Source organism: Pseudomonas sp. NFACC04-2, assembly GCF_900119265.1.
GTDB classification, from domain to species: Bacteria; Pseudomonadota; Gammaproteobacteria; order Pseudomonadales; family Pseudomonadaceae; genus Aquipseudomonas; species Aquipseudomonas fluorescens_AA.
Window position 1 is genome coordinate 46568 of the sequence record NZ_FPJC01000018.1, and the last position, 14721, is coordinate 61288.

Sequence of the window (14721 nt, forward strand, 5' to 3'; positions counted from 1 at the left end):
TCGATGCCTGTTGTGAAACGTGTACCTTGCACCGGCACTGCAGCGCAGATCGGTATCGTGCACCTGGGCCTGGGTGCGTTTCATCGCGCGCACCAGGCGGTCTACCTGCAACGCCATCTCAATCGCCACGGTGAAAGCGATTGGGGCGTGTGCAGCGCCAACCTGCGTTCCAATCGCACCTTGGTCGAGCAGTTGCGCGAGCAGGACGGTCGCTACCATGTGGCCGAATACCGCGACCGCGAGCAAGTGACGCTGCGCGAGATCGGGGTGCTGCGCCAGGCCTTGTATGCGGGCGAGGGCGGTCCCGACCTGGAGCAACTGTTGCACTGCATGGCCGCGCCGCAAACGCGGATCGTCACGCTCACGGTCACTGAAAAGGGTTATTGCCTGAGTCCGTCTTCGGGGCAACTGCGCAGCGAAGACCCGGCGATTGCCCATGACCTCGCTCATCCGCAAGCGCCGCGCTCGGCCCCCGGCATCGTCCTTGAAGCCCTGCGCCGGCGCCGCGCTGCGGGTATTCCGGCCTTCACTGTGTTGTGCTGTGACAACATGCCCGACAACGGCCAGCGCACCCGTCAGGCGGTCAGCGCATTGGCGGCGTTGCAGGATAAGGCACTGGCACAGTGGGTCGAGCAACAGGTGGCATTCCCCAGCTGCATGGTCGACCGCATTGTGCCTGCGATGGACGGCGAGTCCTTCCGCCGGCTGGAGCAACTGGACTGTCACGACCCGGCGGCAGTGGTCTGTGAAAGCTTCAGCCAGTGGGTGATCGAGGATCACTTCCCCCTTGGCCGTCCGGACTGGGAAGTGGAAGGGGTGCAGATGGTGGACGACGTGCGCCCGTTCGAAACAATGAAGTTGCGCATGCTCAATGGCAGCCATTCGTTGCTGGCCTATGTGGGGCTGCTGGTCGGTCACGAAACGGTGTTCGAGGCCGTCAGTGACGTGAACCTGCTGCACCTGATCGGGCGTTACATGGCCGACGAGGCGGCGCCCACGCTGGACATGCCTGCGGGTATCGACCTTGCGGTCTATGCCCACGATCTAAAGGCACGTTTTGCCAATGACAGTCTGCAACATCGGCTGCGGCAGATCGCCATGGACGGTTCGCAGAAACTGCCGCAACGCTGGTTGCTGGGTGCGCAGCAATTGCTTGACCAGGGACGTGGCATCGCCTGCATCGCATTGGGCATCGCCGCCTGGATTCGCTACTGCACGCAGCCGCTGTCCGCCGATTCGGCGCAGGTGATCGATGACCCGTTGAGCGCCACCTTCGCCGATCTTGCGGGACGATTCGAAGGCCCGTCGCTGGTGAAGGCTTTTCTGGATCTGGATGAAGTCTTCCCCCCTGAGTTGTCGACTCGCGCGGCGTTTCGCGATGCAGTGCAAGGCGCCTATGACGCCCTGGTCCGCGATGGCATCGGCAGCCTTCTACCCACTTTTGCCGCACCCAACTGATCACAAGGAGAAGAACATGGAACAGACATGGCGTTGGTTCGGCCCCAAAGACCCGATCTCCCTGGCGGACATCCGCCAGACCGGTGCGACCGGTATCGTTACCGCGTTGCACGAAATTCCCAATGGCGAAGTATGGCCGGTGGACGCCATCGCGGCGCGCAAACAGATGATCGAAGCGGCCGGCCTGAGCTGGTCGGTGGTGGAAAGCATTCCGGTGCACGAAGACATCAAGCGCGGTTGCGGGCGGCGTGACGAGTACATCGCCAACTACCAGCAAAGCGTGCGCAACCTGGCGAGCTGCGGTATCGATATCGTTTGCTACAACTTCATGCCGGTGCTGGACTGGACCCGAACCGATTTGTCTTTCGAACTGGCGGATGGCGGCTGGGCCTTGCGTTTCGATCAAACCGCGTTCGCCGCCTTCGACCTGTTCATCCTTCAGCGCCCGGGCGCGCAGGCTGAATACAGCGTCGAGGACATCCAGCAGGCCAAGGCCTACTTCGAACAACTGACGCCGGCCCGGCGCGAAACCCTGGTCAATACCCTGATTGCGGGCTTGCCCGGTGCCGAGGAACATTACAGCCTGGACGACTTCCGTGACTTGCTGCGCACCTACGCCGACATCGACGAGGCCAAGTTGCGCGAACACCTGGGGTATTTCCTGCGTGCGGTGATCCCGGTTGCCGAGGCGGTGGGTGTGCGCATGGCAATCCACCCGGACGACCCGCCCCGGGCACTGCTCGGCTTGCCACGCATCCTGTCCACCGCCGAAGACGCCCAATGGCTGCTGGATGCCGCGCCAAGCCCGGCCAATGGCCTGACGTTCTGCACGGGTTCTTATGGTGTGCGCGAAGACAACGACCTGGTGGCGATGGCCAAGCGCTTTGCCCCGTTCATCTACTTCACTCACCTGCGTTCAACCCGCCGGGAAACCGACCCACGCAGCTTTCATGAAGCCCATCACCTGGACGGCGACGTCGACATGGTCGGCGTCATCGGCGCTTTGGTGGCTGAAGAACGCCGACGTGAACGCGAAGGCGGCCCGCGCTTGCCGCTGCGTCCAGACCATGGGCATCAACTGCTGGACGATCAGCATCGCAAGAGCAATCCCGGCTACTCACTGATCGGCCGCCTCAAGGGCCTTGCGGAAATCCGCGGCGTGGAACTGGCCGTGCGCCGACAACTGGGCTAGATGAGCTCTGTTTGGGTGAGGGCGGTTAACAGCTGTGGCGAGGGAGCTTGCTCCCGCTGGGCTGCGCAGCAGCCCTAAAACCCGACACCTCGGTGCATCAGATTGATCCCATTCAATCAGCGTGGGGTCGCTACGCAACCCAGCGGGAGCAAGCTCCCTCGCCACGGAAGGTAAACGCCTGAGAAATTCTCGGGCTAACGCCATTCCCCTGTGGGAGCGAGCTTGCTCGCGAGACGGTTTAACATTCAGCAGTTAAGTTGACTGGCTCTCCGCTTTCGCGAGCAAGCCCGCTCCCACAATGGTTCAGCCTTCGAGCCCGCGGCGCTCGATCACGCCGAACACATCCGCGACATCCTGCACCAGGATCCGGGCGACATTGGTGAGGGTGTTGATGTCGCTCGCTGCCGAGTCACGCAGGCTGCCGCAGGCCACCAAGGTGAGGTAGTCGAGCGTGGCGTGCAGGCGTTCGCTGGCACAGGCATGGAGTTCGGGCAGTGGGGCGTGGGTGTCGATCAGCAGGACGGGGTGGGTGGTGGCGGTTTGGGTGAGAGGTGTGAAGCGTTGATCGCGTTGATTCATGGCAATAGTTACTCATTCTTCGTATCAAGAAAAAGCTACTTCGATCCGCTGCGAAACGAATGGGTGGTAGCTGCGCGTGGGTTCGCAGACCGAGGATACGAAGGAACCCGGCAGACCCGAAGATCTCCCACACACAGCCACCATAAAATGACGTCGAACGCCAAAGGCGCTCATTGTCACTTTTATGATGCTTGGTTGCTACCGTATCTGTCGGGCTGCGAAACCCAGCCACTGACCAAAGCCAGCGACGAACCCAACTATAGAAGTCGATCCCGGTACCCACAACCGGCCTGTAGGACGCCCCCGCCCCCCGTGGCGAGGGAGCTTGCTCCCGCTCGGTGGCGCAGCCGCCGTAAAACCAGTGCCGGCGGTCTGTCTGGCGAAACGCGGCGGCCGGTTTGGGGCCGCTTCGCAGCCCAGCGGGAGCAAGCTCCCTCGCCACAGGGTGTAAATTCCTACGAGATTTTCGGATCGCTATTGGCCACGCTACAAAACGCCCCTATAACCCGCCTCCCTGCTGACTCAAGTCTCCTGTGGGAGCGAGCTTGCTCGCGAAGCGGTATTTCAGCCTGCAAGGATATTGACTGTGCCTCCGCCATCGCGAGCAAGCTCGCTCCCACAATGGCTCAGCGCCAGATCATGCTAGACACGTCCTGCACCTGATCTCTATGGCGAGATTCAGCGGTAATCCCGGAAAAACGCCCTGATATCCTCTGCCAACAACTCCGGCTGTTCCAACGCAGCAAAGTGACCACCCCGAGGCATCTCGGTCCAGCGCTTCACCTCGCAGCAACGCTCAACCCAGCTCTGTGGTGGCATGGGCAGCTCCCTAGGAAACAGCGCCACTCCAACCGGCGGCTTCAAACGTTCGTCGCTGTTGAACTGCAATGGCCGCTTGCTGCCCTCCACGTATTGGCGAAACGAAGAGCCGATACAGTGCGTCAGCCAGTACAGCGTCACATTGGTCAGTAACCAATCTCGGTCAATAGCGGGGCTGTCATCACACCAGGACAGGATCTTTTCCCCCATCCACGCCAATAGCCCAGCCGGGGAGTCATTAAGGCCCACCGCCAGGCTCTGGGGTTTGGTTCGTTGAATGTGCCCGTAGGCGCCTTCGGCATCGGCAAATGCCGCCGCGCGTTGGAGGAAGGCCGATTCCGCTTCTGTCGGCGGAGGCTCGGTTTCGCCCAGGGGAGGGCGATAGGAGCCCGGGATGTAGTTGAGGTGAATGCCCGTCACCCGCTCGGGAAAACGCACGCCCAACCACATCGAAACGCCAGCGCCAATGTCCCCGCCCTGGGCGCCGAACCGCTCGTAGCCCAGCCCGCTCATCAACTCACTCCACAAGCCCGCCACTTCATAGGGCCCCATGCCGGATTGCTGGAACGGTGCGGAAAAGGTGTAGCCGGGCAGCGACGGCACCACCACATCGAAAGCGTCCGCAGGATCACCGCCATGGCGGGCCGGGTCCGTCAGCAGCGGGATGATGCGCTGCATTTCGATGAACGAGCCGGGCCAGCCATGGGTAAGGATCAGCGGTCTCGGACTCGGCCCGACGCCTCGTTGGTGAATGAAGTGCACCCTTTGCCCGTCGATGTTGGCGACAAATTGTGGCAAGCGATTGAGCGCCATTTCCTGAGCGCGCCAATCGAACGTGTCCGACCAATAGGCGAGCAGTTCCCGCAGCACCTCCATGTCCATGCCTTCGCGCCAACCTTGCCCGGCCAGCGGTTCTGGTAACCGGGTGTACTTCAGACGGTGCCGCAGGTCTTCCAGGGCGTGTTCCGGGATGTTGATAACGAAAGGTTCGATGAGCATGTTTCGTCCGACCTCGCTAGACTCTCGATTTTTATCATGACGTTAAACATCGTGGATGAGGCCGATCATCAGAGGTAAGGCGCTGGCTTCATCGTCCGTTCAAATAACTTCACATGAGTGGCGAAGTCATCCTGTATCGGTTCGAATCCACAGCGAAGGTAAAATGTTGCGCCCTCCGGGGTGTCTGTAGAGAGGCGCACTGCTCGGAATCGTGGCGCGGCATGTTTCAAGAGATGTTCCACCAGGAATCTACCCACCTCCAGGCGCCTTGAGGCACGCCTGACATATACCCTGCGTAATCTTCCGACACCCGGACCTGCATAGGGATCATATGAAAGTCCGCCAACGGCAATCAGATGCCCGTGGCGGAAGACGCCTAGAAAGCACTCCCCTGGTTGATCGAATCGATTGGCCCCGTTTTTCCAATCGCTGATCAAGCGAGTAAGAAACCTAAAACCTTCTGTAACTGACTCTGCTTCCAGCTGCAGGATTCCTGGCGGAAGCTCTGAAAGTTGCCGCACCGTCAGTTCTTGCGCTGATTTAATCACTGGTAATCCCTGTATTGCTTAGTTGTCGGCATGGCCCGCGCGCAGCTAGTGTAGTCCCGCTGGCCGTGCTAGAAACTGAGTGAGTAAAGCAGCTTGAAAACGGAAGTTTCTAACGAAGGAGTGGTACATGGCACGCTATTTCAAGAGCCCGGACACTGATCAAGTTGAAGAAGTGGACGCGTTCCAGGTGTTGGCGATTCTGTTCTTGGGCGTGATCTATCTCTTTTTCGCAGGGCTCTGGCGACACTTGTCGATCTGGCTCGGCATCGTGGCGATCGGGCTTGTGGCGGGACCGCAATGGATGGCTGGGGCTACGGCGCTGCTGCATGTCGTTTACTGTTTCATGATCCGCAATATTGTCGCGCAGGATTACTTGCGCAAGGGCTGGATTGAGGTCGCTGATCCGAAAACGGTTGAGACTGCGGCGCATTAAATGGCGTTTGCCAGAAAATGAAGGCCCCCTCAACGCCGCCCCGTCCGCGTACTCACATCCACCCACACCGCCAGCACCAAAATGCTGCCTTTGACGATCATCTGCCAATAACTGTCGACATCGAGCATCGACATGCCGTTGTCCAGGCTGGTGATCACCAGCGCGCCGAGGAGGGCGCCGTAGACGGTGCCGGAACCGCCGCGCATGGAGGTGCCGCCGATGAAGCAGGCGGCGATGGCGTCGAGTTCGCCCATGTTGCCGGCCGAGGGTGAGCCGGCGGCCAGGCGTGCGGTGTTGACCACGCCGGCGAGGGCGCACATCACGCCCATGATGCCGAAGATCCACAGTTTCACCGCTTGCACGTTGATGCCGGACAGGCGCGTGGCTTCCATGTTGCTGCCCACCGAGTAGACGCGTCGGCCGAACACGGTCTGGCTGGTGACGTAGCTGAACACTCCCAGCAGGATCAGCAGGAGCAGCACCGGCACCGGGATGCCGTCGTAGCTGTTGAGGGTATAGACGAAGCCGGCCAGCACCGCGCCGATCACCACCACGCGCAACACGTCACGCACCAATGAGTGGGCCGTCAGGCCATGGAGGGCGCGGTTGCGCCGCTGTTTCCAGGTCAGGAACAGGGTCAGGGCGAACAGCAGGATGCCAAGCCCGGTCCCGACCGTGTGCGGCAAATAACCTTGGCCGACGTAGACCAGTTCCGGTGACACCGGGGCTATGGTGGTGCCGCCGGTCACTCCCAGCAGGATGCCGCGAAACGCGAGCATGCCACCCAGTCCGACAATGAACGACGGAATGCGCAGGTAGGCGGTCATGTAGCCGTTGCCCAAGCCGATCACCAAACCGCACAAGGCCACCAGGCTCAAGTTCGCCAGCAGCGGGATGTGATAAATCACATCGAGGATCGCCGCCAGGCCCCCTAGCAGTCCAAGTAGCGAGCCCACCGACAGGTCGATCTCGCCGCTGATGATCACCAGCACCATGCCGCAGGCAAGAATCCCGGTGATGGACATCTGCCGCAGCAGGTTGGAGAGGTTGCGCGGGGTCACGAACCCGCCGTCGGTCTGCCAACTGAAGAACAGCCAGATGATCGCCACGGCAATCACCAGCGCGAGCATTTTGTAGCGGGAAAACAGCTGTTTGACCTGATTCATCTACGCGGACTTCCGATCATTATTGTTATGGCCGTCGGGATGGCTGAGTGCGGCGGCGAGTACTTGTTCCTGGGTGAGTTCGTGGTTGATGAAGTCGCCGCGCAACTGGCCGTCGCCGATCACCAGGACGCGGTCGGAGACCCCCAGCACCTCGGCCAGCTCCGACGAAACCATGATGATCGACACGCCTTCGGCCGCCAGCGCGCCCATCAGCTTGTAGATTTCATACTTGGCGCCGACATCCACGCCGCGGGTCGGCTCGTCGAGAATCAACACGCGGGGTTTGGTCAGCAGCATCTTCGCCAGTACGGCCTTTTGCTGGTTGCCACCGGACAGGCTGGTGATCGGCAGGAACGGGCTCGCGGTCTTGAGGTGCATGCGCGCGATTTCCTTGTCGATGCTGCCCAGTTCGGCTTCGGCGTCGATGCGGGTCATTTTCGAATAGTTGTCCAGCACCGCCAGGGTGATGTTCTGGCCCACGCCCAGGTCCGGGATGATGCCTTGGCGCTTGCGGTCTTCGGGGACCATGCACAGGCCGGCGCGGATCGACTTGAGGGGCGTGCGCGTGTCGATCTGCTTGCCTTCCAGCCAGACTTCGCCCTCGTAGCGACCGGGGTAGGCGCCGAACAGCGCCGAGACCAGTTCCGTACGACCGGCGCCGACCAGCCCGGCGATGCCAAGGATTTCCCCGCGCTTGAGAACAAAGGAAATATCGTCGACCCGTTTGCGCTTGGGGTTGTCGACGTCGTAGCAGGTGACGTGGCGCGCTTCGAAAATCACCTCGCCGATGTCATGGGGTTCGGTGGGGTAGAGGTTGCTCATTTCCCGTCCGACCATCTGGGTGATGATCTTCGGGATGTCCATGGCGGTGGTGGCGATGTGCTTGCCGTCGCGGATCACCGAAATGGTGTCGCACACGGCGGCCACTTCATCGAGTTTGTGGGAGATGTACACGCAGGCAACGCCCTTGGCCTTGAGGTCGCGGATGATGTCCAGCAGCACCTCGATTTCCGAGCGGGTCAGGGCGGAGGAGGGCTCGTCGAGGATCAGCAGCCGTGCTTGCTTGTTCAGTGCCTTGGCGATTTCCACCAATTGCTGGTAGCCACCGCCGTACTGGGAAACCGGCAGCGACACGTTCATGTCCGGGACCTTGAGTTCCCGCATCAGGGCTTCGGCACGGTGGATCATCGCCGGGTAGTTCATGCGCCCGCCGGGCAACGTCAGCTCGTGGCCCATGAAGATGTTTTCCGCCACTGACAGGTCGGGGACGAGGGTCAGTTCCTGGTGGATGATGACGATCCCGGCGGCTTCGGTTTCGCTGATGGACTGCGCCTTGAGCGGCTGGCCGTCCCAAATGATCTCGCCTTCCCAGGTGCCGTAGGGGTAGACCGCCGACAACACTTTCATCAACGTGGATTTGCCCGCGCCGTTTTCACCGCACAGGCCGACGCACTCCCCGGGCCTGACCTTGATGTCGATGCCGTTCAGGGCTTTGACACCGCCAAAGGTTTTGACGATGCCGTTCATTTGCAGCAGGTAGTCGGACATGGCAAGGACTCATGAAAAAGGGCTCACACATACGCAGGGGGCAAATATTTCCTGGTGTCAGACAGCCCCCTGCGGGAGCGAGCTTGCTCGCGATAGCGGTGGTCCGGCTTGCACCCATATTGGATGTGTTGCCGCCATCGCGAGCGAGCTCGCTCCCACAGGGACTTTGCCTAACCCAGGATCTGCACCCAGGTCACTGCCCGGCGATCTGCGCCTTGGTATAGAACCCGTCCTTTTCCAGCAGGTCGATGTTGTCCTTGGTCAACGGCGTGGGGGTGAGCAGGATGGTGTCGACTTTCTTGCTGCCATTGTCATATTGCGAGCTGAAGGCCGGTTTCTCGTTACGCGCCAGTTGCACCGAAAGCTTGGCGGCTTCGGAAGCGATCAGTTTCAGCGGCTTGTAGACGGTCATGGTCTGGGTGCCATCGATCACGCGCTTGACCGCCGCGAGGTCGGCATCCTGGCCCGAGATCGGCACCTTGCCGGCCAGTTTCTGTGCGGCCAGGGCCTGGATGGCGCCGCCGGCGGTGGCGTCGTTGGAGGCGACGATGCCATCAATCTTGTTGTTGTTCCGGGTCAGGGCGTTTTCCACGATGCTCAAGGCTTCGGTGGGGTTCCATTCCTTCACCCACTGCTGGCCGACAATTTTGATATCACCCTTGTCGATGGCCGGTTGCAGCACCTTCATCTGGCCTTCGCGCAAGACCTTGGCGTTGTTGTCCGTGGGCGCGCCACCGAGCAGGAAATAATTACCCTTGGGCGCGGCTTTCAGCACGCCACTGGCCTGCATCTCGCCGACCTTTTCGTTATCGAAGGAAATGTAGGCGTCGATATCGGCATTGAGGATCAGTCGATCGTAGGACACGACCTTGATCCCGGCCTTCTTGGCTTCGGCGACGGCGTTGGTCAGCACGGTGGCGTTGAACGGCACGATGACGATTACATCGACGCCACGGGAGATCAGGTTTTCAATCTGCGAGATCTGCTTCTGCTCGTTGGCATCGGCGGACTGGACGAAGACCTTGGCGTCGAGTTTTTCCGCCGCCGCGACGAAATAGTCACGGTCCCGCGACCAGCGCTCCAGGCGCAGGTCATCGATGGAGAAACCGATTTTCGGATGGGCCGCATCGGCCATGACCGGAAGCGAGAGCAGGGCGAGGGCGCCGGCGAGCAGGGTACGTTTGAATGTTTTCATGTAGTGCGTCCTTTTATTGTTGTTTGAAAGACACTGCCTGACGATGAGCGTGATACCGGGTAGAACTGTAGAGCGTTGCGAGGCGCCGTGGGCACAGATTTGTCGCGAGAATGTAACGGCCTCTTTGGTTGGGCAGACAAATCAGATTGTTCTTCCGGCGGGCTGCTTCGCAGCCCAGCGGGGATAAATCCCCTCGCCACATTTGTCAGGGGTAGATAAACCGATTGACCACGTTCTCGAGCATTTCCTGGCGACCGCTGACCGCCTGGGGATTGAGCTCGTTGGTAAAGGCGTGCTCGGCCAGCGATTCCAGGCTGAAGTCGCCGGCCAGCACCGCCTTGCCAAACGGTTGCTGCCAGCCGGCGTAGCGCTGGTCCTTGAACTGTTGCAACTGATCGTTCTGTACCATGGCTGCCGCGCGCTCCAGGGCGAGGGCGAGGACGTCCATGGCGGCGACATGGCCGTGGAACAGGTCGATCTCGTCCAAGCTCTGGCGCCGGACCTTGGAATCGAAGTTGAACCCGCCATTGCCGAACCCGCCAGCCTTGAGGATTTCGTAGGTGGCCAGGGTCATTTCTTCGACGCTGTTGGGGAACTGGTCGGTGTCCCAGCCGTTTTGCGGATCGCCGCGGTTGGCGTCGATGCTGCCGAAGATCCCCAGGGAGACGGCTGTGGCGATCTCGTGGTGGAAGCTGTGCCCGGCGAGGGTGGCGTGGTTGGCTTCGATGTTGACCTTGATCTCGTTTTCCAGGCCGAACTGCTGCAGGAAGCCGAACACCGTGGCGCTGTCGTAATCGTACTGGTGCTTGGTCGGCTCCTGGGGCTTGGGTTCGATCAGCAGGTCGCCTTTGAAGCCGATCTTGTGCTTGTGCTCCACCACCATGCGCATGAACCGGCCCAGTTGCTCGCGCTCGTGTTTCAAATCGGTATTGAGCAGGGTTTCGTAGCCTTCGCGACCGCCCCACAATACGTAGTTGGAACCTTTGAGGCGTTGGGTGGCGTTCATGGCGCTGAACACTTGGGCGGCGGCGCAGGCGAACACTTCCGGATCGGGGTTGCTGGCGGCGCCTGCGGCAAAGCGCGGGTTGCTGAAGCAGTTGGCGGTGCCCCACAGCAACTTGATCCCGGTCTGCTCCTGATGGCGTTCCAGGTGGTCGATCATCTGGGCGAAGTGGTTGCGGTACTCCTTGAGCGAGCTACCCTCCGGGGCGACATCGGTGTCGTGGAAGCAGTAATAGTCGATGCCCAGCTTGGAAAAGAACTCGAAGGCCGCTTCGGCCTTGCCGATGGCCACTTCCATCGGATCCCCGGGGTGCTGCCACGGGCGCTTGAACGTGCCGGCACCGAACACATCCGACCCCGGCCAGACGAAGGTATGCCAGTAGCAGACCGCCATGCGCAGGTGTTCGCGCATGGGTTTGCCAAGCACCAGTTTGTTGGCGTCGTAGTGACGGAAGGCAAGCGGCGAATCGCTGGCGGGGCCCTCGTAGCGAATCTTGTCGACACCGGGGAAGTAAGGCATGTGCGGGTTTCCTTTTTATTCTTGGCGGTGTTTCGATACTAACGCCGGCCCCGTGGCTGCTGATTATGAAAATCACCAACGGGCAGTTCGATTTTGAGTATTGAGATTCGCCGGCCGCGCGCCTAGTCTGTGTCAACCGGCACAGGGTTAAACCAATGAAAACCGTCCCGCCCGTTCACCGCATCGCGCTGTTGTTCAACGGCAGCAAGATCTACGACCGCGGCATCATCAGCGGTATCGGCAATTACTTGAGCAGCACGCGTGCGTCCTGGGACTTGTTTCTCGAGGAGGATTTTCTCTGCCGCTTGAAAGGCATCGAGCGCTGGCAGGGCGACGGGATCATTGCCGACTTCGACGACCCGCTGATCGGCGAGGCGCTGGCCGGGATCAAGCTGCCGGTGGTGGCGGTGGGCGGTTCCTATCAGGATGAACGCGCCTACCCGAAGGGCATCCCCTATGTCGCCACCGACAATGACGCGTTGATGAGGTTGGCCTACGAGCACCTGATCGAGGCCGGGCTGACCCGTTTCGCCTGTTTCAGTCTGCCTGAAGCACAAGCCAATCGCTGGGCCCAGGAACGGGAGAAAGCCTTTCGCCGGCTGGTGCAGCGCGACGGCCTGCAGGCCGAGGTCTATCGCGGCATGGGCACCAGCGCACCGCTCTGGGACAGCGCCGTCGAACAGCAGATCGCCTGGCTGCAAAGCCTGCCCAAGCCCATCGGCATCATCGCCGTCAGCGACGCCCGCGCCCGGCAACTGCTGCAAGCCTGCCTGACCGCCGGGATCGCCGTGCCGGAGCAAGTGGCGTTGATCGGCATCGACAACGACCCGCTGACCCGCAGCCTGACGCGGGTGCCGTTGAGCTCGGTGATTCAGGGCACCGAGACCATGGGTCGGACCGCCGCACGCCTGCTCCACCAAATGCTGCACGGCATGCCGTCCACGGGCACGCAGATTCTGATCCCACCGGATGCCATCAATGTGCAGGTGTCGAGCCTGCATCAACCGTTGGGCAACCCTTATGTCATGCAGGCACTGCTCTTCATCCGCCAATACGCCTGCCAGGGCATCAAGACTGCCCAGGTGGCGGCTTATGTAGGGATTTCGCGCTCATCGCTGGAAGCGCATTTTCGCAAGGAACGGGGCTGCAGCGTTCACGATGAAATCCTGCGCTTCAAACTGACCGCCGCCGCCAACGGGCTGGAAAACACCGACGCACCGATTGCCGACATCGCCCAGAATTGCGGCTTCAAATCGGCGCAATACCTGCACACGGTGTTTCGCCGCGAATTCGGCTGCACGCCTCGGGAGTATCAGCAGGGGGCCAATGCTGGAACTCACTGACCCACCACCGAAGCGAGGGAGCTTGCTCCCGCTGGGCTCTGTAGGCGCTGGCGAAGCCTGCGATCTTTTGATCTTTCGCTTGAGACTCAAGTGGCTGGGAAAAGATCGCAGCCTCGCTCCGCTCGACAGCTCCTACCGCGCGCCCCAACCAGAGACGATCCATGAACGATGACACCTACACCCTGTACATGCGTTTCCAGACGCCCGATCCTGACATCGGCCCACGGGAGCGGGCGCCGATGCTGGCGCAGGAGCAGGCCTGGGCGCGTGAGCGTGCGACCATGCATCGCTTCAGCTGGATCATGGTGCTGGTGCCGCCGTTGTGCCTGGGCCCGGTGTTACCGGGCATCGCGTTTTTGCTGGGGCTGTTGGTCTATCAGGGGTTATCCGCCCCAGGCGTCGACCTTGACCGAATCGTGGGGGATTCCCTTGGCTGGCTCGTGCTCGTCACCTTGCTGTTCATGGCTGCCTGGGTCCTGCATAACTACGTGCGCGATAAGCGCGACCCGACCAAGCGTTATTGGCAATCGATGCCCGATCAAGGTCTGGTCGAACTCGAACGCCACACCCTCATCAGCGGCATCAGCCTGTGGTCCAACGACTATGACCCGGACTGCAACACCCTCATGCAATGGACCGACGGCAAGCTGCAATGCGTGCAAGACAGCGGTGTGTCGCAATGGATCCTGGCCCGGACCGCAACGGGGCATTGGCTGGTGCTCAAGGAGCAATATCCGGGCAACTTCAGCTACGCACGGGTAGGGCAAATGCCGGCACCGGACAAGCTGTTGCAACCCCGGCAGCAACTGGCGATTGCCTTCGCCCCCGGCACGAACCTGCAGTTGGGCCGGCGTTTCGACGGTGCGCCGATGCCATTGGTGGAGACGCCGTACTGGATGTCTGCCGATGAACTCAAGCGTCTGGAGGAGGCCGCCCATCACTGGAAGTTTTTACCGCCGAACCGCTATGGCGTGGTCAATGACCAGGACGCCGCCTGGGTGCAACGGCTGGTGGACAGGGCCCAAGCCAGTATCGGGCCGCAGCCGGCACCAGATCGCAGCCCAACCCAGCGGGAGCGATCTCCCTCACCACCATGAGTCGAACACATTCCCCTCAAGTCCGGCCTGTCACTGAAGCCACGTGTCCACCACCCGCCGATCCAGCTCCTCCCAATCCGCCATGCCCAATACCCGAGTGGTATTCAATCCGCGCAGATAACCGCGCAGTTGGTTGGCCGTGGCCCGCTTGAGCTCAGGGTCGGGTTCTGTGTGGTTCAACAGCACGCTTTCGTACTGGATCAGGTAGTCAGCCACCCGCTCACGGAAGTCGGGCAATACCGTGTCGCGAATCAGATCAAACGTTCTCATGGATAGGCCTCATCAATCTTTCTCGGCTTGCAACTATTGCTAGCAGTAATAGTGACCATTACGAAATGCAAGTTCTGCTTTGCCGGCAATCGTTGGAAAATCAGCGCCATCGAACACGCAGCCCGTATTTTATTTTCAGGACCCCAACCCATGCGCCGTTTATTTTTGCTTCCCCTGGCGTTTTCCCCATGGTTGCTGGCCGGTTGTGCCTCGGCACCGAACGATCCGACCCTGACCTTGCAGACCAGCAAGACGCCGGCCCAATACGCCGAATGCGTCGTACCGAAGCTGCAGGGCAATGCCTTGAACCCGGTGGTCTCGCAGACCCAGCGCAGCTACCACATCGTGGTGCCGAGCAAAGTGTCGGCGGACAACGTGCTGGAAGCCTACAAGGCCGGCAACGGCGGCAAGGTATTCATCTACGAGCGGCACTTATTGGCCTCCAACCTTCTGCCTTCGAGTTTCGAACGCGCCGCACAGGAATGCATCTGACCGGCCCGTAAACATTCTTCACCGTGCTCCTTTGGTTGGCCGCAACCAACCAATTCCCTT

General features: G+C 60.9%; 14 protein-coding genes. 6 read left to right on the forward strand and 8 right to left on the reverse strand.

From position 1 onward, the window contains the following. Positions 1-3 precede the first annotated feature (3 nt). Both BT125_RS21410 and uxuA read left to right on the forward strand, forming a co-directional pair. Positions 4-1458 carry a mannitol dehydrogenase family protein gene (locus BT125_RS21410; RefSeq protein WP_072410060.1) on the forward strand — a complete coding sequence of 485 codons (1455 nt, stop codon included), beginning with the start codon at positions 4-6 and terminating at the stop codon, positions 1456-1458. A gap of 16 nt (positions 1459-1474) precedes the next feature. Next, positions 1475-2650 (forward strand): mannonate dehydratase, encoded by a 1176-nt coding sequence (gene uxuA / locus BT125_RS21415; RefSeq protein WP_072410062.1) that lies wholly within the window; start codon positions 1475-1477, stop codon positions 2648-2650. 303 nt (positions 2651-2953) lie between these two features. Here uxuA and BT125_RS21420 read toward each other — a convergent pair whose 3' ends face one another. From BT125_RS21420 to BT125_RS21430, 3 genes are all read right to left on the reverse strand, one after another. Next, a complete protein-coding gene (locus BT125_RS21420; protein ID WP_072410064.1) occupies positions 2954-3229 on the reverse strand; it encodes a fructose-bisphosphate aldolase in 276 nt (91 codons plus the stop codon). A 678-nt stretch (positions 3230-3907) separates the two neighbouring features. Further along, on the reverse strand, positions 3908-5047 hold the full coding sequence (locus BT125_RS21425; RefSeq protein ID WP_072410066.1) for an epoxide hydrolase family protein: 1140 nt from the start codon (positions 5045-5047) through the stop codon (positions 3908-3910). Between the two features lie 68 nt (positions 5048-5115). Further along, positions 5116-5595 carry a GNAT family N-acetyltransferase gene (locus BT125_RS21430; protein WP_072410068.1) on the reverse strand — a complete coding sequence of 160 codons (480 nt, stop codon included), beginning with the start codon at positions 5593-5595 and terminating at the stop codon, positions 5116-5118. Between the two features lie 127 nt (positions 5596-5722). Between BT125_RS21430 and BT125_RS21435 the strand changes: the two genes are divergently transcribed. Further along, positions 5723-6028: a hypothetical protein gene (locus tag BT125_RS21435; protein ID WP_072410070.1), complete on the forward strand. Its 306-nt coding sequence runs from the start codon at positions 5723-5725 to the stop codon at positions 6026-6028. Between the two features lie 29 nt (positions 6029-6057). On the opposite strand, the gene BT125_RS21440 is transcribed toward BT125_RS21435, so the two are convergent. The 4 genes from BT125_RS21440 to xylA form a co-directional block, all read right to left on the reverse strand. Then, complete coding sequence (locus BT125_RS21440) at positions 6058-7194, reverse strand: sugar ABC transporter permease (protein WP_072410072.1); 1137 nt, start codon at positions 7192-7194, stop codon at positions 6058-6060. Continuing rightward, the gene (gene xylG / locus BT125_RS21445; RefSeq protein ID WP_072410074.1) at positions 7195-8742 is read right to left on the reverse strand and encodes a D-xylose ABC transporter ATP-binding protein; all 1548 of its coding nucleotides are present in this window, start codon (positions 8740-8742) and stop codon (positions 7195-7197) included. A gap of 193 nt (positions 8743-8935) precedes the next feature. Further along, positions 8936-9937 carry a D-xylose ABC transporter substrate-binding protein gene (gene xylF / locus BT125_RS21450; RefSeq protein WP_072410076.1) on the reverse strand — a complete coding sequence of 334 codons (1002 nt, stop codon included), beginning with the start codon at positions 9935-9937 and terminating at the stop codon, positions 8936-8938. A gap of 205 nt (positions 9938-10142) precedes the next feature. Further along, the gene (gene xylA / locus BT125_RS21455) at positions 10143-11459 is read right to left on the reverse strand and encodes a xylose isomerase (RefSeq protein ID WP_072410078.1); all 1317 of its coding nucleotides are present in this window, start codon (positions 11457-11459) and stop codon (positions 10143-10145) included. A gap of 155 nt (positions 11460-11614) precedes the next feature. Here xylA and BT125_RS21460 point away from each other — a divergent pair, with 155 nt between their 5' ends. Beyond that, positions 11615-12802, forward strand: coding sequence for a XylR family transcriptional regulator (locus BT125_RS21460; RefSeq protein WP_072410080.1), 1188 nt, complete (start codon positions 11615-11617; stop codon positions 12800-12802). Between the two features lie 161 nt (positions 12803-12963). Next, positions 12964-13899 carry a hypothetical protein gene (locus tag BT125_RS21465; RefSeq protein ID WP_072410082.1) on the forward strand — a complete coding sequence of 312 codons (936 nt, stop codon included), beginning with the start codon at positions 12964-12966 and terminating at the stop codon, positions 13897-13899. Positions 13900-13929: 30 nt separating this feature from the next. On the opposite strand, the gene BT125_RS21470 is transcribed toward BT125_RS21465, so the two are convergent. After that, positions 13930-14169 carry a hypothetical protein gene (locus BT125_RS21470; protein ID WP_072410084.1) on the reverse strand — a complete coding sequence of 80 codons (240 nt, stop codon included), beginning with the start codon at positions 14167-14169 and terminating at the stop codon, positions 13930-13932. A 150-nt stretch (positions 14170-14319) separates the two neighbouring features. On the opposite strand from BT125_RS21470, the gene BT125_RS21475 reads away from it, so the two are divergent. After that, positions 14320-14661, forward strand: coding sequence for a YajG family lipoprotein (locus BT125_RS21475; protein WP_072410086.1), 342 nt, complete (start codon positions 14320-14322; stop codon positions 14659-14661). Positions 14662-14721 lie beyond the last annotated feature (60 nt).